The following is a 20481-nucleotide window of genomic DNA, read 5'->3' as shown; positions in this document are numbered from 1 at the left end:
TTAAATTTCCTTTGATGAGTTATGAAAGTTGAGGCAAAGCTTAACCCCACTTACGAAGAGATAGTGGATATTTTCAACCGGGCCCTTTCAAAGGAGGCTATAGTAAATATTTTTGCCCATTGTAGGGTTTTTTATGATGGAAGAGCAAAAAGTGAACTCGGCCCGGGTGATAGAGTTATATTAATAAAGCCTGATGGCTCCTTTTTAATTCATCAAAAGGAAAAGCGAGAGCCCGTCAACTGGCAACCTCCCGGGAGCTCTGTCGGGCTTGAGGTAAAAGAAGGCAGGATATTCCTAAGAAGCATCCGGCGAAAGCCTCGGGAGATTCTTGAAGTGGAGCTCCTCCATGTTTACCTTATATCCTATTTTCAGGCGGAAGACTATGAGGAGTTGGCATTAACTGGTAGTGAAGCTGAAATGGCGGATCTAATCTTTGAGAACCCTTCGGTTATTGAAGACGGCTTTAAACCGTTATTTAAAGAGAAGCCCATAAAGCATGGAATCGTGGACGTTCTTGGGGTGGACAAAGAGGGAAATATTGTTGTCCTTGAGCTCAAACGCAGGAGGGCAGATTTGCATGCTGTCAGTCAGTTAAAGAGATATGTCGAGGCCATGAAGGAAGAGCATGAAAAAGTGCGCGGCATTTTGGTCGCTCCTTCCCTGACTTCCGGTGCCAAAAAACTTCTGGAGAAAGAGGGGCTGGAGTTTAGAAGGCTGACCCCTCCAAAAAGAGGAAAATCCAAGAGGGGAAGGCAAAAAACGCTCTTCGATTAGCCCATTGCCATTTCCTGTGGGAGCATTTCTCTAACTTTTACTTTCATTACGTTGTCTTCGCTTGAAATCTCAATCACTTTCCCCAGCCCCACAAGCCTTAGCTGTATTCTGCATACCGTAACTTCTCGTTCATCGCTTTCTTCCCAAGGTATCCTTTGTTCCATTTCTTCTATCTTTAACACTTCTGCTATTATTCCCTCCGTTCCGCGGGTTACGTCTTGAAGGGTCTCATAAGTTAAGAATACCCTTTCTCCTTGCTTTAATTTTCGAGTAACGATAACGTTTCTTGCACTCCTCACTTCTATCGTTCTGTAGGGGTTTCTTAAAAGCTGGTCAAGGGTTCTCCGGGCTATCCCACCAAGTACAAGAAGTTCCATACTTCCACCTCACAGATAAACGCTTTCATATTCCTTTTCAGCCCTTCTTCTAGCGGACTCCATTTGTTCGTGCATTTTTCTTAGCTGCTCCTCTATCATCTGTGCTTCCTCGAGTAAAGGCTCTGTTGAAATCTCTATTGGGGCGAGGTTTTTGAGTATCTCGATTACATTTGCCGCTGCCCTTGGATCGGGCCTATCACCGAAGGTCTCTCCCAAAAGGGCATACGCTTTGAGTCCTTCTTTACTCGCTTCCCATAGCAGCTTTCCGCTCATCCCCATTATGGAGCCGTATTTCAGTATCTTGACCCCCAATTTTTCCAAATCCCTGTTCTCCTCTTCGCTCCCACCTACGCCCCAGACTTCCATTTGTTCTTTGAAAAAGCCAATCCCCATGCCGCCAAGTGAAATTACCTTCTCGGTGTTGTTTTCTTTTAGGTAGCCAATGATTTCTTTTGCTATCTCGTTCACCAAAGTTGGAGGAATGTATACATCTGCAACGGCAATGATAACGTTGTCCTTCCCGTAGAATCTCAACGGTGGGTTTGGTTTGCCTTCCAGAATTAGAGACATTGGGGGCAAGAATGGACTCTCAATGTAGCCTATCATTTCCATGTTGAGTTCTTTGGCTATAAAATTAGCCGCAATGTGGCCTACAAGCCCAATCCCGGGATATCCTTCAATAAAAATGGGCCTTTCAATTTTTGGAAGTATCAACTCAACTGGTTTTTGCATTTTCCCACCTCCACAACAATTTAGTAATCAAAAGTTATTAAATCTTTTGCCGTTGATTGTGTACAAGTTTGTGTTACTTTTATTAGTGGTCAATAAAATCTGAATAGAAAAAGTATATCAACCATAAACGCAATCCTTTTATGGTGATTGGCGTGGGTGGTAGCGATCATTGGAAGTTTAGTACCAATGGATTAAAGATTGCAACTGTAGCAAAGCCCCCATGGAGCCATAAACCTCACGATGGCAAACTGGAAAGGATTATTTTAAGCTTGGGTAGGGGAAAGGGAAAATTCTCAGAGCTTCACGGCATTCCTCGCTCTCTCGGCTGCATAGGAAACAACAGGTTTATCTTAAGAGACGAAAAAATAGGGATGGAAGAAATTGAAAAAGTAGTTAAAGAGTTTACAAGAGTGGGTGGTCAGGAAATATACTTGGTGAACTATGACGAAGTTGAAGAGTTAGGTGAAATTTCAAGGCATATCTTGGCGAGCTTTCCTGGAGATGTTTTTGCCACGATTAGAATTGAAGATATCGACGCCCTTGAGCCGGTAGAAGGCTTAAAGGTAATAGTGGAGATGGAATATTCGGAAGATGCTCTCTCGGAACTGAAACATCTAAAATGGGCTCATGGGGCGCTAATAATGGCAAAGTATAAGGAATACACTGAGCTTCTTCAGCAGAAAGTTGAGTTTCCTGGGGAAGTTTATGTGGACATCCTTTTTCCGGGCTCATTAAAAAAAGTTGATTTTAACCTGTTTGAGGTTAAGAAGCTTTTGTCGTCTTCTCCAAACAGGTACCACAGTTGCTTGGCTGGTACGATCTCTATAGCGGCGGACGGTTACATAACTCCCTGTCCCTTGCTGAGGAATTTCGTGGTCGGCAACATAAGAAGGGATAAGCTCTGGTATCTGCCGAGGAAGAAAGTTCTAAATCAGTTTTGGACACTCACCAAAGAGAATATCCCTCTCTGTCGCTCGTGCCCCTTTAAATACACTTGTCATGACTGCAGGGCGCTTGAATATCAAGCATCCGGGGAAATCTGCGGCATGGAATACTGTGAGTTTTTGGGGATTAACTTTAATCAAACTCCAGAATAGAGTGGTATCCCTTTCCATCTTTTTTCACTGCTTTGGAAAACGAAAACCCTCTTATCCCGAAGTCAAACATGTCAAAATAGTATATGCCGAACCTATCAACGTACTTACTGAATTCGAGAATTTTTTGGTATATGTCCTCTTTACTTGAGAAGTACCATTCTATGAGATAGCCCGCAGGCTTTATCACACCGATCATTATCTCATGCTCTTTGAACCTCTCTATGAATTCTTCGTTGAGAGACCTTGCTATTCCACAGAACCCTCTGTTGTAGGCTTCTTCATTTACTACCGTCATAAAGCCCCGTAGTATGCCCAAATCTTTGAGCCTGTTGATCATGTACCTTATCGTTGGCCTCTTTTTTCCCAAGGTTTTTTCTATTTCCTTCATTGGTGTTCTTGCATCCCTTTTTAAGATGTCGAGCAAGAGAGCGTAGTCATAGCTGAACTCCCACTTTCCAAACTCCACTTTCCCTGGAGGAAAGGCGTATACTTCGTAGTATTCATAATTTGGGGAATACCTTGAGAGAAGTTCGTCTATTTTGTCCCTCTGCTCTAGAGGGATATACATTACTGTGGAGACCCCATTTATAAAACCGAAAAACGGGACTGCAACGGGAATAAAGGGGTTGCGGTACATTTTGGCGATTGTGGATTTTATGTTCTCCCTTGGAACCGATAGAAATGCCACGTAGCTCATGAGACCGAGTTTGGCTATGCTTATGGAAGCAGATACAGTGACGCTTTTGGACGGTCCGTAATATTTATCAAAGAGCTTTTTGAGCTTTGCATAGCTGATCTTTTCTTTTTTGGCTATGCAGTTGATGCTTTCGAGCGGGTATTTGTCCAGCAGGTTTACTAAAAATTCAATTTCTTCTTTGTTTATCTCCTTGTTCATCAAAGCGATATACCACAAGCTGGCATATATAATTTGTGGTGTAGCGTAGTCTTTCCTGAGTAATTGAGATCATCTACACGGAAGACTATTTTTATAGTGTTAGTGTACGGTTTCTTGTTACTATGTTGTATAGTAATAAAATTCTGTATGGAAAAAGTTTATGTGATTTAACTATGATGACAATAATGCAAAAACTGGGAGATGATATGAATGGAGCAGACAAAACCAATATATGACATGAGTCTTAAGATGGGGGTAGGCATAATGCCATAATAAGTAAGGGAAAACAAATTCATGTTTGTCACTTATGCTCAATTTGATATTTTGCGTCTATGTGCTGGAGAAAATTCCAAACGACATCTTTCTTTGGGACACACCTAGATTAGGGAAATTGTGGCTTTGTGTGCCCAAGACGTTGAGCTTGATGTCTTGCTTTCTGTTAGAACGAATCTAAAATTCTACGGCATGATACGTGGAATCGCAAAGAACGAGCTCGAAAAGAGGATAAATGAAGTTGTTGAGCTGTTCGGTTTAACTGAACATCAACACAAAAGGGTTTTTGAGCTGTCTGGGGGATTGATGCGAAGGACACAGCTTGCCAGAGCTTTCTTAGACCAACGAAGTAAGCTGATATTTATGGATGAACCAACATTGGGTCTTGATCCTATTGGAAAAAATTTACTTGGAATCTTATTCGTGAAATGAGTAAGGAAGGATACTATTTCATCCTGACGACCAACGACATGGCAGGAGTTGAGAGCTTATCCAATGAGATGGTTTTCATAAATAGAAGGAAAGATAATCCTTCATACGACCCTTGGGGAACTCAAACATGTTTATGCAGGCAAGGTACTGGTTACATTCAAAAAAAAAAAAAGAACTCCCGCCTCAACTCATTGGAAAGTTATCAGATCACCTAAAACGAAACAACTTAGGGAAAATTATTGGAGATGATAAAGTAGAACTTGAAGATAAATCGGCATTTTATGAGCTTCTCCTGTTTTTGCGGGATGTTGGGTTTGATATCACCCAGATTCCTGTTAAAGAGGAGACACTACTTGATGGATTTATAAAACTCGTTGGGGGGATTGAAGAATGAGACTTGGCTTTAAAGAAAGAGGCCGTGGGGGGATTTATATCCCAGTTTATAACTCCGTTAATGTATTTTCTGTTTTTTGCGTTCTCCCTCTCGAGAACCGTGAGCTTTGAATATCATGGAAAAATAGTGAGTTACCTTCTTTATGCCCTCCCCGGCGTTATTGCAATCCAAATATTCTACTCTTACCTTGTTGTTAGCCCAACAACGTTTAATGATGTTAGGTTTGGGATAGTGAGAACCTCCATTTTCGGGGGACAGTTTAAGTGGTTACATCCTTGCGAAGGTGTTAGTTGAGAGCTTGGTAGTTATTCTAGTGTCTTTATTCCTGGTACTTGTGGGAATTCTGTTCCTTGCTCTTCCGCTCTCTCCACCCGCGTTGCTTCAGTTTGTAATAACCCTAGTTCCCACCACCTGTAAAGTTGTATAATCTGTCCAGATTCACGGCCAGAATCGCCCCTAAAATCCTAACAGCCAACCCCCTCAAACTAACATTCCTGCCCGGCTTCAGAAGAAACTCAGAAAACTTCGAAAACAAAGTCTCAATCCTCCTGCGAAAGTCAGACAAGTACTTGTAAAACTTCTTCTCCTCCAGATTACTAATCTGATTCCCCCGCTTTACTGGCGTGTAAACAACGCCAAACCTCAGAAATTCCTCCTCGAGCCCCCTGCTAACATACCCCTTATCCAAAAACAGAAAACAGCCGGAAAACTCCTCAACAATCACCCAGAACTTTTCCCGGACAACACTCACATCATGCTTATTCGCCGGATCAACAGACAGTAAAGCCAGCAAATTTCCATCAGAGTAACAGGTCAGCTTGTACCCATAGTAAAACTTTTTTTAGAGGGAACAAACCCAACTGCGGGCTTTTCAGAGATGACTTCTGAAGAACCCTCCTTATCCTTCCTGTTTTTTCTGGCCAACTCCTTGGTCTGAATGGGCTTTGAGTCCAGTATTCTAACGTATTCTCTGGCGTGTTTTTTGAATAATTCTTCCTGCGCTAGGAGCAGGAGTTTTTCGTGCCTGTTCAAGCGTTCTGTTAGTTTGTTGTACCTGATTTTGGGGAACAGCTTCATTTCTTCGATTAGGACTCTGTAAGCGTGCTTGTAAACTCCGTTAAAGTGCAAGTGTGCTAGTATTGCGAAGGTTATTAGGTCGTAGAGGCTGATTATTTCCCTGTGAGTGTTTTTCGGGTAGTGTTTGCTGATTATCGGATAGATTTCGGATTTTATGATCAGGATTTTCCTTTGAAAGCTCAATACAACCACCAATCAACCAAAAGACTTAAGTGCTTATAACTCTAACGATCTAATGGGAACTAGGGTTTACTTTACAAAGTTTTACTTTATTAAGAACATTAGAATTCACGAAAAGTAAGGATTCTGAGACTTACTTTTTTTAGAAATTTGTTAACTTTGAGTTATTAACTAAAAGTTTACGAAAGATTTAAGTATTAAATACAACTTAAATAAGTATGCCGAGGCAACAATGAAGCAAAAAATCAAGGGGGTGGCGAAGTATGGAAGTTGTAGAACTAAAAGCAAAGCTACCTCCAGTTGCCCCAAGTGCTGGTGGTGTTGGTCTTGCATGTTGTTGCGACAAGGTTGGAACTGGAAAATGACGCTATAATTTTATTGTTATTTTTTATTTTTAAACCCTAAACCGGGGGATAACTATGGTGGGTTTTATTCATACGTTTCAAATAAAAAACAAGTATATGGGCTTTGATCCCCTGAGCAAGACATTATTAATTTTAGATTCTAAAGAAGTTAAGGTCATAAACAAGATTAAACGGAATGCTCCATTGACATTAAGTGAGAGGCAGATGCTATTGGAAATCCAAAAAACGTTAGATTCAAAACGTGAGAATGTAAATCCGATAATAGTGCCTGCAGAGATTAATCCAAACATGATGGTTTTAATGGTCTCTCAAACCTGTAATATGAAATGCGCATATTGCTACGCATTTGAGGGTACATACACAAAGCCAGGTATACTTAAAATAGAACTAGGGAAAAGAGCCCTAGACATAGCAAATGAACTAGGAGTGGGCACTGTTCAGTTTTATGGTGGCGAGCCATTATTAAACTTCGATTCAATAGAGAAGTTGGTGGAATATGCTGACATCAATGGATACAAGTTTAGATATGGTATTGTAACTAACGGAACGTTAATTAATAGGCGAATTGCTGATTTTTTTACCCAGTATGACTTTGAAGTAACGGTCAGCGTTGATGGTCCCCAAGTAGTAAACGACCTGAATAGGAAGTATAAAAATGGGAAAGGCACATACGCAGATATTATAAAAGGACTAGAACTGCTAAATGAGAGGGGTATCAAACTAGCATTAGAAGTAACATATGCCAGAAATTACATTCAGAAATATTCCATACGTGACATATTGTCTCATTTGAGTAAATATTCAAAGACATTTATAGTTGGGTATGTTCTTCCGCCAGTGCAATTTCAAAATAACATTATTAGGGATAAATATGCATTAAAAGAAGCGGAAATTGAGGAATTCTTGAAGGAACTAGTGGATTATCTGTTTGACAAATGGGAAGAGGGTATACCAATAAAAGAAATGGGCGTATGTAGAATCCTTAGGGAGATTCTCGATCCAGAATATCATGTGAAAACGTACATATGTTCCGAGATGCCTCTGAGGATAACTGTATTTTACGATGGAGATGTGTATCCATGCCATCAAACGTACTTAGACAGGCGATTTTATTTAGGAAATATAAGAGACAAAGATTTCACAAAACTCTTAAAAGAGAGGATATCCAAGGTAACAGAACATTTTACTATGTCAAAGCTGAAATTGCATGACGCTTGGTTTAGCAATCTTGGTGATTTTTGTAGAATCCATTTAAAAGAAAAAGTGAAGGGTACCTACGTTCTTAAGTATCCTAGGGCCTATGAGAGGACATTTGAGCACATACTATACAATGTTGCTACTAGGGATATGAAGAAAGTCATAGAAACCCTCGGGGGGAATATAGTTGGGTGAGAACTTCCGAAAACTCATGGAGATTGGGAGAGCACACAAGAAATACATACTCCTGCTCGTTGTACTGGGAGTTATATCAACGATTCTTTCTGCCATGGTTCCATTTTACTTAAGGAACCTCTTGGATGAGCTTGAAATGTTAACACTTTCCCAGATACTTAGGGAGATAGGGATTATACTTGGTCTTTACACACTTTCTACTGTAATATACCTCTATGCTGGTTTCATAAGCAACTTTGCCGAGACCAAAGCTGCAGCATGGCTGAAGAGAAGGCTTTTTATCTCAACCCTATACGCAGAAAACATAAAACCTGGGGATGCCCTTTCGCGGATTCAATCAGATACCGAAATAGTAGGCAGACTTGGAATGTCTCTTATACCTGCTGTAATAATTGAGGGATTTTCTCTCGCTATGGCCGTTTTTGTCGTCTTCAAGCTCAACGTTTATCTGGGATTACTCACACTCATCACAATGCCGATATATGGCTTCTCCATGAGGGCATTTGTCCATAGATTGAAGATTGCTTCATCAAATGAGAGGGAAAAATACTCAAAGACAGTTACCGCTTTCAAGGAAGGACTTGATGGCAGGCTGGATGCCAAAGCTCTGAACGCCTTTGAGTATCTCATCTCTAGGATATCCAAAAATCTCGATGAATGGGTCGAGGCGACAAAGAAGATGGCGTTCTATCAAACGGCAAACTATGGTCTCCAGTCATACCTCTCAACTATCTTGCCTTTGACCATACTTCTTGCAGGCCTTCTGCTTGTTAAGAAGGAAATGGCCCCACTCTCCGTCGTCATTGCTGTCTTCTCATATCTAGGAAAAGTTTACTACCCCATAGAGCGCTTTGCGTTTCTATGGAGCGCATATCAAAGGGCAATTCCAGTTCTGAACAGGATATGGGGAATACTCGAAATAGGGGAGTCCTCAGAAAGGTCTGCATGTAATCCATACTCCTTCGATATTACACTTAAAGACGTTCACTTTTCCTTTGATGACGAGAAAGAAGTGCTCAGGGGCATATCAGCTATAATACCTTATGGAAAGAAACTTGGAATTGTAGGTTCATCAGGTGTTGGAAAAACAACATTAGCCATGCTTCTTGCAGGAATACTAAGCCCAACAAAGGGCACTGTGAGCATAGGAGGCTGTCATCCATCTTCCATTTTAGGTAATTCTCTCATATATATACCCTCTTCCCCCCATCTCTTTACAGGGACTGTTAAGGAAAACATTGCTCTGGGCATGAACGTTAATGACAATGATATTGCAAAATTGCTTGAGCTCGTTGAGCTTGGGGGCATTGATATGAACACTCTAATTGAAGAAGGCGGCAAGAACCTTTCACTCGGGCAGAAGCAACGAATTGCTCTGGCAAGAGCATTGGTTAGAAGACCGAAAATACTTATCCTAGACGAGGCAACTTCGGGCATAGACTCGGAAACTGAAGCAAAAATCCTAGAGAGGCTCAAGATGATGGATATGACGGTGGTGGTCATCTCTCATAGACTTTCAACCGTCAGGGAAATGGAAGAGATATGGGTGCTTGACGGGGGCATGGTGACATGCAGAGGACGGCACAATGAGTTGCTTCAGTCGTGCCAGAGGTATCGTGAACTCTTTAGAGAGCAGCAAAAAGGCTAACTGAAGATGAAACATAAAAGTACTGCATCCCTAGAAACTTCCAGCGAAACCCTCTGGGAAAAACAACTCTGGAAGAATATGTGCCTTGAACCACACACTTCATTAATAAAAGCTTTTAAACTGTTTTAAATTGTGTAATTTTGGATAGAGACATGTGGTCCTACAAATTCGAAAAGGAGACCGTTCTTACTGCTGGAGTAGCTGTCAACAGGGGTGCCATGATCATCGGTGAACACTACAAAATCGTACCTCTCAAGCTGAACAGGAAGGGGAGATCTTAAATGGGTTAAATTTTATGGCGGCAAAGATGACTAGGAGGGACATTCAATAGTAGTCGAAGGCCTACAAAGGTGGACGAAAATGGGGACAAAATCTGGGAGAGGAAGTACTGGATTTTGCCGATGAATGACAGTATTATGCTGATCGGAAGCTCCAAAGATGAGAATGGCTGGAAGATTAATCTCATACAGGTCAATAACGAGAGTGAAGTCTTAGAAAAGAAAGCTCTTGTCAATGGTGTGATCTTCGATGTCGTCAGCGCTGAGAAGGGAATTCTTTTAGCTGGCGAACATGATAGGGAGTTCTACGTTGCTTAGCAGGTGGAGAACTTGATGGAAAGGCAATTCTGATAAAAATAAGTAAAGAGGGGGAGCTTCTTTGGAGAAAAGATCTCTGGGAGAATGGGTGGGTTCAAGTTGTTAAAAAAATTCAGTGATAGAATTTTTGTGGCGGGTGTGGTCAAAAGTGAAGGAAAAAGCATATGAGAATTGAGCTTTTAAAGAAAGGGATATTATGAGATCCATAATTGAAAAGTGGGAAAATTTCAAAACTTTCACTGACAGTCCTCTTTAAAAAAGATCTCAAAAAGGAGCCTGAAGTGGTTAAGGAGCGGAGCACGGTTAGGTGTATTTTCACTTCAGCACACTTTACCTTTCCAAAAGAGGGGGATTAGGAAATGAAGCGAGTATGGATTGCTGTGTTCATACTTTGGCTGTTAGTTCTCAATTTTCGGAGGTATATCCATAGAGCATATGGATTTTAACTTAATCCTGATAATCATTATTGGAGGGGAGGAATTGATGAAAACAAGTAAAAAAGGAGGAAATAAAATATGAAACTCATCGCTCTTTGTTGCTCTTCCCGAAAGGAAGGAAACACATCAAAAGCCATCTCTTTACTTTTAGAGAAACTATCAACAAATTGGCAAAAAGAGATAATACACCTTTACGATTTCGATATAAAAGCATGTGGTGAGCTCTGCAGTGCTGAATGCTTAAGAGAGAATGCATGCAAAGTCGATGCCCTTGATGAGAGAGTAAAGCTCTTTGAAGTGTTGAAAAGTGCTGATGTAATAGTCATCGGAACGCCAACTTACAATATGGACGTTCCTTCTAAGCTGAAGGCTTTGTTGGAGCGTGATTTTCTTGAGAACTATTTAAAAAATAAAGTCGTGGCTCTGTTGATTGTTTCAAACTTAGGCGGTGTAAAAGCTCTCTGTACTCTAACATCTTCGCTAATCTTAGATGCTCAAGCTATAATTGCTGGTGCCGTTATTGTGCCGGGATATCAAAAAAAAAAGGGGAAACCATAAATAACTCAAAAACTCAAATGCTGGTTGATTATTTAGCAAAGAGAATTGTGGAGATTGCGAATCTTATGCACTAAAGGACACCCACTTAACGTACCTCCCCCCATCTCCACTTTCTTCGGGCTCTGCAAAATAGTCTTCCTTAATTAAAACGTTGTTTGTCCATCCAAAAATCCAGTGCCAAGCTTCAATGAACAGTTCTTCAAAAGAACACCACTGGCTTGCTCTCAATTTGCTTAAATTTTCTTTCAGCTCTTCCACTTCAGTCACAAGTCTTTTTACTTCGCTTGCAACTCTACTAGCAACTTCCCACGCTATCTTCCCATCATCTCTATCAAAGAACGGAACTCCAACATATTCGTATTTTTCTAAAATTTCACTTGTTTTTCCACTTTTGTGGAATTCTTCGAGTGCCCTGCCTAAAGCTTCTGCTTCATCTTCCTCTGCTTTTCCAGACCAGACTAAGTCGGGAAAAGCGTTTCTTGAGCCAGTGTGATTACCAAAGGAGTAGAACATGTAATTTCCAAACTTTGCCGAATGACAGCCCCAGTAAAAGTCCTTTGCAATCTTTCCCCAGTCACCTCTAATTTCACGGGCATAAGGAATGAACTTCCTCTTTTCGCCCCATTCATTTTCCAGCATGGTTAGGAACTTCAAATCTAAGGCGTAGCAACCAACAACAGCAAAACGGAGGTATTCTAGCTTTGAGTATCTCAAACAGTTCAATCTTTTCAGGTCATCATCTACCCACTTAAAGTTTTTAATTAAATATTCTGCTAAGGCTTCTCCATATTTAACTCCAATCTCCCTAAGTTTCAAAACGTCTTCCCATGGTGTAAAGCAGAAGTTGAGCTTAATCTGCCCACTTTCTTCTTTTAAGAAGCTCTCTCAAAGGAAGTAATTCAAGGATTCCTTATCTACCAGCTGCAAAGCGTTTTCCATGCTTATGGGCGACTCAGAAAGTTTGAGTATTAGCTCTTCAGCCTTGTATGCATGCTTCCAGTACTCTCTTTCTCCATTCCCACATACGTAAACCATCAGTTTGCTCATAGATGTCACCAAGGATTAATACTGGGCAGAAGACTTAATAGTTTTGTCCATAATTTTCTCGGCAACGGGGGATGGAGATATTTGGAAGCAAGATGCTCCAAACAGGAGAAGCTGAGTAATGAATTTTACCCTAGTTCCCACCACCTGTAAAGTTGTATAATCTGTCCAGATTCACGGCCAGAATCGCCCCTAAAATCCTAACAGCCAAACCCCTCAAACTAACACTCCTGCCCGGTTTCAGAAGAAACTCAGAAAACTTCGAAAACAAAGTCTCAATCCGCCTGCGAAAATCAGACAGGTACTTGTAAAACTTCCTCTCCCCCAGACTACCAATCTGACTCTCCCGCTTTACCGGCGTGTAAACAACGCCAAACTTCAGGAATTCCCCCGAGCTCCTGCTGACATACCCCTTATCCAAAAACAGAAAACAGCCAGTAAACTTTTCAACAATCACCCAGAACTTTTCCCTGACAACGCTCACATCATGCTCGTTCGCCGGATCAACAGACAGCAAAGCCAGCAAATTCCCATCAGAGTAACAAATCAGCTTGTACCCATAGTAGAACTTTTTTAGATGGAACAAACCCAACTGCGGGCTTTTCAGTTATGACTTCTGAAGAACCTACCTTCCCTTTCCTGTTTTTTCTGGCCAGCTCTTTAGTCTCAACTGGCTTCGAGTCGATTATTCTGACGTATTCCCTGGCGTGTTTTCTGAATAATTCTTCCTGCGCTAGGAGCAGGAGTTTTTCGTGCCTGTTCAAGCGTTCTGTCAGTTTGTTGTACCTGATTTTGGGGAACAGCTTCATTTCCTCAATTAAAACCCTGTAAGCGTGTTTGTAAACTCCGTTAAAGTGTAAGTGTGTCAGTATTGCGCGTTACGCGTAGAGGCTGATTACTTCCCTACGGGTGTTTTTCGGGTAGTGTTTGCTGACTATCGGGCAAATTTCGGATTTTATGATCAGGATTTCCTTCTGGAAGTCCATAACAATCCCCAATCAACCAAAAAATTTAAATGCATATAAATCTAACAACCCGATGGGAACTAGGGTATAAATACGACTTTTGGTATAGAATTAGGAAGAAACAAGGTATACATGCCCTTGTGGAAATTCCAGAAGGTCAAATAGGCTATTTAGTTGTTGAACGCGCGCCTTCGGTTAATGCTACTAAAAATTTTTATAAAGATAATACAATGATAATAGTAGGTTATCGAGATAAAGTAAGTTCACAACTAGAAAAATTGCTTGCATCTCATGGATATAGGAGTATACGACGGACTGTTAACGATAATATTATATATTCTCTTTACAAAAAGAAATAATGGGTGACTTTGTATGGAGTCAAAAGACGAAATGATAAGTGCGATTAAAGAGAAACTCAGGCAAAAACCTGAAGAGTATTTCGTAAATCTCTTTTTATATAGAAAAGAGGAAATAGTAAATCCCGAGAAATCTATCGGACTAAAACGTCTTAGAGAGCCCATTGATAGGGTTGAGATGTATGTAGATTACATTTTAGAAATCCTGAAAACTTACGTAAATTCTGAGCAGGATGAAGAGATTATAAAAGCTGCAAGAGAATTGCTATACCATTTCAAAGAACTTGAACATGCTGAGAAGAAACTGGAAAAAGAAGATCCAAAAAAGATCGAAGATATACAAAAATTAAAGACTGAACTTAGAAGAAGAATTGAAGATATAAATAGCTCAAAGTCGTCTATAGCAATTAGTATTGCGATTGCAGAAATGCTAAAAGAGCTAAAAGAGAGTTTAAGACAAGCTTTAAATGAAGTATTAGAAACTCATATAACAACAATTGGCGTACTTCTATCGCATCTTATTCGTCTTCACAACCTTATAATACATGATCTCAAATCAGGAGTAAAACCAAGTGATGATAAAAAAGTTTGGGACTACATAAATGCTATAAACCTTATAACACTACAGTATGGCGTTTGGATTCGTTCATCTGCGGAAAAAGGCTTTTCTCTTGAAGATGGTATCATTGAATACTTATTATTAGATAAAATCGAAGAGCTTGAATCTGAGCCGTCGATTATGCTTAGAGTCATGCCAAAAGCTTCTTGGAAGACGCATTTAGAATTATTAGAATTAATTGAAAAGATACAAAAAGGGAGGTACCCAAAATGAGTTTTTATTTAACATTCTTCAGGTTGGCACTTTGGTGTCCGAGGGAGACAACCCTTAAATATTTCTTCAAGATTTTTCTATCTTGGTGATGTCAAATGCCGAAGATAGGGATCATCGGCGGCTCCGGAGTTTATGGGGTATTTGAGCCAAGAGAAGCAATAAAGGTGCACACTCCCTATGGCAGGCCATCGGCCCCAGTGGAAATAGGGGAGATTGAAGGAGTTGAGGTTGCTTTCATCCCGAGGCACGGAAAGAACCACGAGTTTCCACCCCACGAGGTCCCCTATAGGGCTAATATATGGGCCCTTAAGGAGCTTGGCGTCGAGAGAATCGTAGGAATTACTGCTGTAGGATCTCTTAGAGAAGAGTACAAGCCGGGGGATATAGTTATAACCGACCAGTTTATCGATTTCACAAAAAAGAGGGACTATACCTTCTACAATGGCCCAAAGGTTGCTCACGTTTCAATGGCCGACCCCTTCTGCCCGGAGATGAGGAAGATTTTCTACGAAACCGCCAAAGAACTAAACATTCCAGTTCATGAGAGGGGAACCTATGTATGTATTGAAGGCCCAAGGTTTTCCACGAGGGCTGAGTCAATGATGTTCAGACAATTCGCCCACATAATTGGAATGACCCTTGTGCCGGAGGTAAATCTTGCTAGGGAGCTCGGAATGTGCTACGTCAACATTGCAGCAATTACGGACTACGATGTCTGGGCTGAGAAGCCGGTGGATGCTCAAGAAGTGCTCAAAGTTATGCAGGAAAACAATGAAAAAATTAGGAAGCTCTTAAAGGCAGGAATTCCAAAGATTCCAGAAGAGAGAAAGTGCGGCTGTGCTGATGTTCTCAAGACGATGTTCGTTTGAATCCAACAATTTTATTAATTCTCTCTTCTACATTTTGCGGGTGATTCCATGAGCATTCTCATAAAAAATGGCTACCTAATCCACGGTGAGAACCTTGAGGTTATCAAGGCCGATGTTTACATTGAAGGGAACAGAATTTCCAAAGTTGGGAAAAACCTCAATCTCGGAGCGGATTATGTGATTGACGCTAAGGGAAAAGTCCTTTCTCCCGGATTTGTGAACGCTCACACCCACTCCCCAATGGTTCTTCTAAGGGGTCTTGCCGATGACCTGCCCCTTATGAAATGGCTTCAAAACTACATCTGGCCAATGGAAAGAAAGCTCAAGCCGGAACACATATACTGGGGCGCCCTCCTTGGAATCCTTGAGATGATAAAGAGTGGAACAACGGCCTTTGTTGATATGTACTTCCACATGGAGGAGGTTGCAAAGGCCTCTGAGGAGGCTGGAATAAGAGCCTATCTGAGCTATGGCATGGTGGATCTTGGAGATGAAGAAAAGAGGAATGCTGAGATCAAAGAAACCCTCAAACTCTTGGAGTTTATCGAGAAGTTAGATTCTTCAAGGATAGGGTTCCTCTTTGGACCCCACGCTCCTTACACGTGCTCTCCAGAGCTTTTGAAATGGGTCAGGGAAAAAGCCGATGAAAGTAAAAAGAGAATAACGATACACGTAAACGAGACAAGAGATGAGGTAAAACAGATAAAGGAAAAATACGGTAAAACCCCGGTGGAGTTTTTGGACGAGTTGGGTTTCTTGAAAAGCGATGTTATAGCGGCCCATGGGGTGTGGTTAACTGATAGGGAGATCGAAATCCTGGCCAAAAGGAAAGTTACGGTAGTTCATAATCCTGCAAGCAACATGAAGCTCGCCAGCGGTGTAATGCCCTTGGGGAAGCTCCTTAGAGCTGGAGTTAACATAGCACTGGGCACGGATGGAGCAGCAAGCAACAACAACTTGGACATGATAGAGGAGATGAAAATCTCGGCATTACTCCACAAGGTTCACAATTTAAACCCCACCCTTGCCGATGCAAGAACAGTTTTCAAGATGGCTACCCAAAACGGAGCGAAAGCTCTCAATTTGGACGCTGGAGTTATAAAAGAGGGAATGTTTGCCGACATTGTTATATTTGACTTCAACAAGCCCCACCTGAGGCCAATAACCAACGTGCTCTCCCACGTAGTTTATTCGGCCAACGGGAACGATGTTGAGACAACTATAATAAACGGGGAAATAGTAATGCTCGACGGAGAAGTTCTGACCATTGATGAAGAAAAAGTTTTGGATAAGGTTCAGAAGATAGTCGATGAGCTTCGCTAACCTTTTATCTTTTTGGTGCGTATTTTTATGCGGTGGGCATTATGGAACTAAATTTTGGGTCTCTCACATTTAAAGTTACCCAAGGGGACATAACCCGCTTTCCGGCTGAGGCAATCGTCAATGCCGCTAACAAATATCTTGAACACGGTGGTGGGGTTGCTTACTCAATAGCAAAAGCAGCCACTGGAGATGTTAGAGAATACATAAGAATAAGCAAAGAAGCCATGAAAGAGCAGATTGGAAGGGATTGGATTGAGCATGGGGAAGTTGTTGTAACCCCTGCAATGAAAATGGAGCAGTACGGCATAAAGTACATCATCCACACCGTTGGGCCTTACTGTGGTGGTAGATGGGAGAAGGATAAGAAGGAAAAGCTCAAGAAAGCTATCCTCGGGGCGCTGAGGAAGGCGGAAGAGTTGGAAGTCAAGAGCATAGCCTTCCCGGCTATAAGTGCTGGCATCTACGGGTGTCCCTTTGAAGAGGTTGTGAAGACCTTTGTCGAGACGGTAAAGGGGTTTTCAAGAGAAGCGAAAAGCGTTGAGGAAGTTTATCTGGTGTTATACTCTGAGAAGGATTACGAGAGGGCGTTGAAAACTTTGGCGGTTTAACCCCAGTTCCCACCACCCTTGAGGCGATCCTCCATATTCACGGCATCAGTTTGTGTAATAACATTTCGGTATCCTGTTGAAACTTATTTGGTTCACCTCGTTAAAAATTTTTGATATTTATCAAAAACTCATTAATTTCCCAATAATGCCCAGTTAAGATTATAACTTTGAAAGAATCATTTGAAAATGGTGGGTATTGTGGAAAGAAAACTTATTGTAGCAGCTGTTTCTCTCGTCGTTTTGGCAGTATTTACAGTAGCAAAAGTTGGGCTTGAAATGGAGACATCTCAAGTTTCTGAAGAGAAAAACTCTCCAGATTCCAGTTATGAAGAAATTCTTACGGGAGGAGAGAACACATCCCGGGAAGCAGATGAATGGGTTATCGAAATCACCGGGCTTGTGGAAAGGCCCATGAACATTACCCTCTCACAACTTAAGGAGATGCCGCAAACAGCGGTTTTTTCCGAGCTTTATTGCGTTGCCTATCCTGGAAAGGCCAGAAAACAAGGGTTGTGGAAGGGAGTTAAGCTGTCTTACATCTTAGAGCAAGCGGGAGTAAAAGACGGAGCAATAAAAGTGGCATTCTACGCAAAGGATGGGTTCACAACCGATCTTACCCTTGAAGAAGCCCTCACAAACGATGAGCTCATAATCGCCTATGAGTTTAACAACAAACCCATCGAGCCGAGGCTTGTTGCGCCGGATATGTGGGGGTACAAGTGGATAAAGTATTTGATTAAGATAGAGGTGGTTGATTACAACTTCTTGGGAACTTACGAGAGTGAAGGCTATCCTGATGATGCATACATCGGTGAAAAGCCATGAGGGCATTCAAGATTGTGGAACTTACGGCGGTTCCGCTTTTTATTTTTTCCATGATCCTTGTTATCACTGGATACGGGATTGTGAGCCCTAGAACCATCTCGACCTTTACTTTTGGCTTAGTCTCATACCAGAATGCCCCAACGCTTCATTCCTATCGGCTCATAAGATACGGCTTCACCGTTTTGCTCCTTGTTCATTCCTATGCTGGTTTTGAGATTTTTGGGCTTAAGAAAATAAGAAATAGAAGGTTGAGGCTCTTCTTGAGCTATCTGCTCTTGTTTGTTGTCCTCTATGTGCTGTGGATAGCAACAATAACGGAACTTGGGGAAATTTTTTAGGATAAGTTTTTTGTTCTTTTTGTCCAACATCTATTGGTGATACTCATGCGCATTGAGGATGTTTACATCTGGGATATAAATGCCAAGTGGCTCGGCATATCTCCACTTCAGCTCATGGAGAACGCCGGTGCCGGCGTTGCAAGGGCTATAGAGGAGAAGTTTGGCAGGGGCTTAAAAATAGCGGTCTTTTCTGGAACGGGCAACAATGGTGGCGATGGTTTTGTCGTGGCAAGGCATCTCAGCTTTGAAAACAATGTTACGCTTTTCTTAATAGGGGACGAGGCAAAAATCAGAAGTGAAGAGGCAAAGCAGAACTGGAAAATCCTAAAAAAGCTCGATTTTATCACAATCAAAGTTATCAATGATTCGAGCCAGATAAGGGAGCTAAGCCTTGAAGGCTTTGACGTTATAGTGGATGCACTCCTTGGTGCGGGGACAAAGGGTGAGCCGAAGGAGCCGATACGCTCTGCTATAGAGAAAATAAATGAATACGCCGGGAGGGCAAAGATAGTGAGCGTTGACCTGCCGAGCGGTTATCCAAGTGGTGTTCACGTTAAATGCGACTTTGCAGTAACTTTTCAATGGGACAAAGAAGAATATAGGGACTTTGAAAGGGTTGTAGCAAAGATAGGATACCCCAGAGAGTTGTATCATCTTGTAGGGCCGGGCGATGCGAAGTTTGCCTTACAAAAGAAAGGCGAGCACAAAGGGCAGAACGGAAAGCTTCTCATAATTGGAGGAAGCGAAGATTATTTTGGGGCTCCATATTTGGCAGCGAAAGCGGCAAGCTACATAGTGGACCTGGTGTATTTAGCGATGCCCGAAGACTCAGCAAGAAGAATAAACGATCCCAACATAATTTTGCGCCCATTTGATGGTAAAAACTTCACAAAGGAAGACGTTGAGGATGTTCTTTCAATTGCTGATGGTGTTGATGCAGTTATCTTAGGCCCGGGAATTGGGGAAAAAGCAGAGACTAAGGATTTTGTAGTCGAGTTCCTCCGCTGGTGTGAGAAACCGGTAGTTATAGATGCCGACGCTCTAAAGGCCGTCGCCGGGGATTTGGACGTTCTGAAGGGCAAGAAGTTTGTCTTGACTCCCCATGCCGGTGAATTCAGGATACTGTTTGGAGAAAAGCCCGAAGGAAGCCTTGAGGAGAAAGCAAAGCTTGTAATTGAAAAAGCCAACGCAGTGGGTGGCACTATCTTGCTCAAGGGGATTTACGATATAATAAGCGACGGAAAAGTTTGGAAGTACAATAAAACTGGAAACAGGGGCATGACCACCGGAGGAACCGGAGATGTGCTTTCTGGAATAGTTGGGGCCCTCCTTGCCCTTGGAAACCCGCCGCTAAGGGCCGCTTCCGTTGGTGCCTTCCTCAACGGCCTCGCTGGGGATATGGTGAAGGAAGAGAGAGGAGAGAACTTCACGGCCTTGGACGTTGCCGAAAAGGTACCGCAAGCGATTAAGTGGGTTGAGGAGTTCTGAGGTGGTTCCATAGCTGATCGCCTTTCAAAGGCTTTCCTCTTTTTCATTGCTGTTGTCATTATAGTTGCGGGTCTTACTACTTCCCTTGGAGAGATACCGGATTAACGTGGAGGTCCACTTTGCTTCTCCCGCGGAGCTTGAGGGAATTGAGTTGCTGAAGAAGTATCCGAACGAGGTCACCAATGTTGCACTCTTCAGATTCAGATATTCGGAGCATGGTAGGCGGGACTTTCACTTCACCGAGGACTTTGACGTTTCTCCCGATTACGTGGTGGCTGAGATTCGCGATGGGGACACCTTTTACTGCAGGGCGAGTTTTGAGGACGGACGTTTTGTGATTCGTGAAGAAAACTGCTCCCCACTCCTTGAAGGCGCTCTCAAGAGAAGGATAACCCTCAGCGCCTGCGTCAACGGCACTTACCTTGGCCACGAAATCGAGAGGGGCTCAATTGTCTACTTCCTCTTCGAAGCTTCCAACGGGACGACCTGCGTGAACGATACTGTTGAAGTGCTTGGCAGAACCCGGGGATATTTGCTAGAATAGTCAGTGGCAACGTAACGATACTCCGCAACCCGGGGAACATCAACGGGACATCTCTAGCAGAC

The 20481-nt window shown here is 42.1% G+C and carries 24 protein-coding genes and 1 pseudogene; 18 read left to right on the top strand and 7 right to left on the bottom strand.

All coding sequences use genetic code 11. The annotated features are described in order from the left end of the window. Positions 1-21: 21 nt before the first annotated feature. On the top strand, positions 22-774 hold the full coding sequence (nucS, locus tag ADU37_RS10105; protein WP_082663057.1) for an endonuclease NucS: 753 nt from the start codon (positions 22-24) through the stop codon (positions 772-774). Here the strand turns inward: nucS and ADU37_RS10100 are convergent. Together ADU37_RS10100 and ADU37_RS10095 are read right to left on the bottom strand one after the other, a co-directional pair. Next, positions 771-1151, bottom strand: coding sequence for a DUF473 domain-containing protein (locus tag ADU37_RS10100; RefSeq protein WP_058947465.1), 381 nt, complete (start codon positions 1149-1151; stop codon positions 771-773). The two genes, nucS and ADU37_RS10100, sit on opposite strands and share 4 nt — an antisense overlap. Before the next feature lie 9 nt (positions 1152-1160). Continuing rightward, the gene (locus ADU37_RS10095) at positions 1161-1883 is read right to left on the bottom strand and encodes a proteasome assembly chaperone family protein (RefSeq protein ID WP_058947464.1); all 723 of its coding nucleotides are present in this window, start codon (positions 1881-1883) and stop codon (positions 1161-1163) included. Positions 1884-2023: 140 nt separating this feature from the next. Between ADU37_RS10095 and ADU37_RS10090 the strand changes: the two genes are divergently transcribed. Then, complete coding sequence (locus ADU37_RS10090; protein WP_058947463.1) at positions 2024-2980, top strand: SPASM domain-containing protein; 957 nt, start codon at positions 2024-2026, stop codon at positions 2978-2980. Here ADU37_RS10090 and ADU37_RS10085 read toward each other — a convergent pair. After that, positions 2961-3875 carry an Lrp/AsnC family transcriptional regulator gene (locus ADU37_RS10085; protein ID WP_058947462.1) on the bottom strand — a complete coding sequence of 305 codons (915 nt, stop codon included), beginning with the start codon at positions 3873-3875 and terminating at the stop codon, positions 2961-2963. The two genes, ADU37_RS10090 and ADU37_RS10085, sit on opposite strands and share 20 nt — an antisense overlap. A gap of 393 nt (positions 3876-4268) precedes the next feature. Here ADU37_RS10085 and ADU37_RS10080 point away from each other — a divergent pair, with 393 nt between their 5' ends. From ADU37_RS10080 to ADU37_RS10070, 3 genes are all read left to right on the top strand, one after another. Further along, positions 4269-4580, top strand: coding sequence for an ATP-binding cassette domain-containing protein (locus tag ADU37_RS10080; RefSeq protein WP_058947461.1), 312 nt, complete (start codon positions 4269-4271; stop codon positions 4578-4580). A gap of 127 nt (positions 4581-4707) precedes the next feature. Then, positions 4708-4974 (top strand): hypothetical protein, encoded by a 267-nt coding sequence (locus ADU37_RS10075; RefSeq protein ID WP_058947460.1) that lies wholly within the window; start codon positions 4708-4710, stop codon positions 4972-4974. A 60-nt stretch (positions 4975-5034) separates the two neighbouring features. Continuing rightward, complete coding sequence (locus ADU37_RS10070) at positions 5035-5268, top strand: hypothetical protein (RefSeq protein ID WP_144433264.1); 234 nt, start codon at positions 5035-5037, stop codon at positions 5266-5268. Between the two features lie 103 nt (positions 5269-5371). Here the strand turns inward: ADU37_RS10070 and ADU37_RS11140 are convergent. After that, positions 5372-6243, bottom strand: a protein-coding gene (locus tag ADU37_RS11140) for an IS982 family transposase (protein ID WP_144433304.1) whose coding sequence is annotated in 2 segments (ribosomal slippage) — positions 5372-5815 and positions 5818-6243 — 870 coding nt in all. Because the reading frame shifts where the segments join, the coding sequence is not laid out codon by codon here. Between the two features lie 407 nt (positions 6244-6650). Between ADU37_RS11140 and ADU37_RS10055 the strand changes: the two genes are divergently transcribed. The 5 genes from ADU37_RS10055 (at position 6651) to ADU37_RS10040 (ending at position 11227) form a co-directional block, all read left to right on the top strand. Beyond that, positions 6651-7988: a radical SAM protein gene (locus ADU37_RS10055; RefSeq protein WP_058947457.1), complete on the top strand. Its 1338-nt coding sequence runs from the start codon at positions 6651-6653 to the stop codon at positions 7986-7988. Continuing rightward, the gene (locus ADU37_RS10050; RefSeq protein WP_058947456.1) at positions 7981-9636 is read left to right on the top strand and encodes an ABC transporter ATP-binding protein; all 1656 of its coding nucleotides are present in this window, start codon (positions 7981-7983) and stop codon (positions 9634-9636) included. The genes ADU37_RS10055 and ADU37_RS10050 overlap by 8 nt, the downstream gene beginning before the upstream one ends. A 140-nt stretch (positions 9637-9776) precedes the next feature. Continuing rightward, positions 9777-9917, top strand: coding sequence for a hypothetical protein (locus ADU37_RS11460; protein ID WP_158508496.1), 141 nt, complete (start codon positions 9777-9779; stop codon positions 9915-9917). Between the two features lie 69 nt (positions 9918-9986). After that, entirely contained in the window at positions 9987-10232 is a 246-nt protein-coding gene (locus ADU37_RS10045) for a hypothetical protein (protein ID WP_042698308.1), read from the top strand. A 515-nt stretch (positions 10233-10747) separates the two neighbouring features. Beyond that, positions 10748-11227: a flavodoxin family protein gene (locus tag ADU37_RS10040; RefSeq protein WP_058947455.1), complete on the top strand. Its 480-nt coding sequence runs from the start codon at positions 10748-10750 to the stop codon at positions 11225-11227. Positions 11228-11290: 63 nt separating this feature from the next. Here ADU37_RS10040 and ADU37_RS10035 read toward each other — a convergent pair whose 3' ends face one another. The 3 genes and pseudogenes from ADU37_RS10035 to ADU37_RS11135 form a co-directional block, all read right to left on the bottom strand. Then, on the bottom strand, positions 11291-12043 hold the full coding sequence (locus ADU37_RS10035; protein WP_058947454.1) for a hypothetical protein: 753 nt from the start codon (positions 12041-12043) through the stop codon (positions 11291-11293). A gap of 69 nt (positions 12044-12112) precedes the next feature. Next, complete coding sequence (locus ADU37_RS11455; RefSeq protein ID WP_158508495.1) at positions 12113-12274, bottom strand: hypothetical protein; 162 nt, start codon at positions 12272-12274, stop codon at positions 12113-12115. 130 nt (positions 12275-12404) lie between these two features. Continuing rightward, positions 12405-13257: pseudogene (locus ADU37_RS11135) on the bottom strand (IS982 family transposase). A gap of 351 nt (positions 13258-13608) precedes the next feature. Between ADU37_RS11135 and ADU37_RS10015 the strand changes: the two are divergent. From ADU37_RS10015 to ADU37_RS09980, 8 genes are all read left to right on the top strand, one after another. Next, a complete protein-coding gene (locus ADU37_RS10015; RefSeq protein ID WP_058947451.1) occupies positions 13609-14424 on the top strand; it encodes a hypothetical protein in 816 nt (271 codons plus the stop codon). Positions 14425-14519: 95 nt separating this feature from the next. Beyond that, a complete protein-coding gene (locus ADU37_RS10010; RefSeq protein WP_058947450.1) occupies positions 14520-15293 on the top strand; it encodes an S-methyl-5'-thioadenosine phosphorylase in 774 nt (257 codons plus the stop codon). A 48-nt stretch (positions 15294-15341) separates the two neighbouring features. After that, positions 15342-16616, top strand: coding sequence for an amidohydrolase family protein (locus ADU37_RS10005; RefSeq protein WP_058947449.1), 1275 nt, complete (start codon positions 15342-15344; stop codon positions 16614-16616). A 41-nt stretch (positions 16617-16657) separates the two neighbouring features. Next, complete coding sequence (locus ADU37_RS10000; RefSeq protein ID WP_058947448.1) at positions 16658-17224, top strand: [protein ADP-ribosylglutamate] hydrolase; 567 nt, start codon at positions 16658-16660, stop codon at positions 17222-17224. A 186-nt stretch (positions 17225-17410) separates the two neighbouring features. Further along, the gene (locus ADU37_RS09995) at positions 17411-18049 is read left to right on the top strand and encodes a molybdopterin-dependent oxidoreductase (protein ID WP_144433262.1); all 639 of its coding nucleotides are present in this window, start codon (positions 17411-17413) and stop codon (positions 18047-18049) included. Beyond that, positions 18046-18387 (top strand): hypothetical protein, encoded by a 342-nt coding sequence (locus ADU37_RS09990; protein WP_058947446.1) that lies wholly within the window; start codon positions 18046-18048, stop codon positions 18385-18387. Before ADU37_RS09995 ends, ADU37_RS09990 begins: the two co-directional genes overlap by 4 nt. Before the next feature lie 45 nt (positions 18388-18432). Then, entirely contained in the window at positions 18433-19875 is a 1443-nt protein-coding gene (locus ADU37_RS09985) for a bifunctional ADP-dependent NAD(P)H-hydrate dehydratase/NAD(P)H-hydrate epimerase (RefSeq protein ID WP_058947445.1), read from the top strand. Positions 19876-19960: 85 nt separating this feature from the next. Further along, positions 19961-20419 (top strand): hypothetical protein, encoded by a 459-nt coding sequence (locus ADU37_RS09980; protein ID WP_144433260.1) that lies wholly within the window; start codon positions 19961-19963, stop codon positions 20417-20419. Positions 20420-20481: the final 62 nt, after the last annotated feature.

The organism is Thermococcus sp. 2319x1 (assembly GCF_001484685.1).
In the GTDB taxonomy this organism is placed as follows: domain Archaea; phylum Methanobacteriota_B; class Thermococci; order Thermococcales; family Thermococcaceae; genus Thermococcus_A.
The sequence above is the reverse complement of the archived record's forward strand: the minus strand, read 5'-3'. Positions and strand labels throughout refer to the sequence as shown.

Bases quoted from the DNA above. Each gene is read 5' to 3' on its own strand.
- nucS (WP_082663057.1), top strand. From the start codon at position 22: ATGAAAGTTGAGGCAAAGCTTAACCCCACTTACGAAGAGATAGTGGAT.
- ADU37_RS10100 (WP_058947465.1), bottom strand. From the start codon at position 1,151: ATGGAACTTCTTGTACTTGGTGGGATAGCCCGGAGAACCCTTGACCAG.
- ADU37_RS10095 (WP_058947464.1), bottom strand. From the start codon at position 1,883: ATGCAAAAACCAGTTGAGTTGATACTTCCAAAAATTGAAAGGCCCATT.
- ADU37_RS10090 (WP_058947463.1), top strand. From the start codon at position 2,024: ATGGTGATTGGCGTGGGTGGTAGCGATCATTGGAAGTTTAGTACCAAT.
- ADU37_RS10085 (WP_058947462.1), bottom strand. From the start codon at position 3,875: ATGAACAAGGAGATAAACAAAGAAGAAATTGAATTTTTAGTAAACCTG.
- ADU37_RS10075 (WP_058947460.1), top strand. From the start codon at position 4,708: ATGTTTATGCAGGCAAGGTACTGGTTACATTCAAAAAAAAAAAAAGAA.
- ADU37_RS10070 (WP_144433264.1), top strand. From the start codon at position 5,035: ATGTATTTTCTGTTTTTTGCGTTCTCCCTCTCGAGAACCGTGAGCTTT.
- ADU37_RS10055 (WP_058947457.1), top strand. From the start codon at position 6,651: ATGGTGGGTTTTATTCATACGTTTCAAATAAAAAACAAGTATATGGGC.
- ADU37_RS10040 (WP_058947455.1), top strand. From the start codon at position 10,748: ATGAAACTCATCGCTCTTTGTTGCTCTTCCCGAAAGGAAGGAAACACA.
- ADU37_RS11455 (WP_158508495.1), bottom strand. From the start codon at position 12,274: ATGAGCAAACTGATGGTTTACGTATGTGGGAATGGAGAAAGAGAGTAC.
- ADU37_RS10015 (WP_058947451.1), top strand. From the start codon at position 13,609: ATGGAGTCAAAAGACGAAATGATAAGTGCGATTAAAGAGAAACTCAGG.
- ADU37_RS10010 (WP_058947450.1), top strand. From the start codon at position 14,520: ATGCCGAAGATAGGGATCATCGGCGGCTCCGGAGTTTATGGGGTATTT.
- ADU37_RS10005 (WP_058947449.1), top strand. From the start codon at position 15,342: ATGAGCATTCTCATAAAAAATGGCTACCTAATCCACGGTGAGAACCTT.
- ADU37_RS10000 (WP_058947448.1), top strand. From the start codon at position 16,658: ATGGAACTAAATTTTGGGTCTCTCACATTTAAAGTTACCCAAGGGGAC.
- ADU37_RS09995 (WP_144433262.1), top strand. From the start codon at position 17,411: ATGGTGGGTATTGTGGAAAGAAAACTTATTGTAGCAGCTGTTTCTCTC.
- ADU37_RS09990 (WP_058947446.1), top strand. From the start codon at position 18,046: ATGAGGGCATTCAAGATTGTGGAACTTACGGCGGTTCCGCTTTTTATT.
- ADU37_RS09985 (WP_058947445.1), top strand. From the start codon at position 18,433: ATGCGCATTGAGGATGTTTACATCTGGGATATAAATGCCAAGTGGCTC.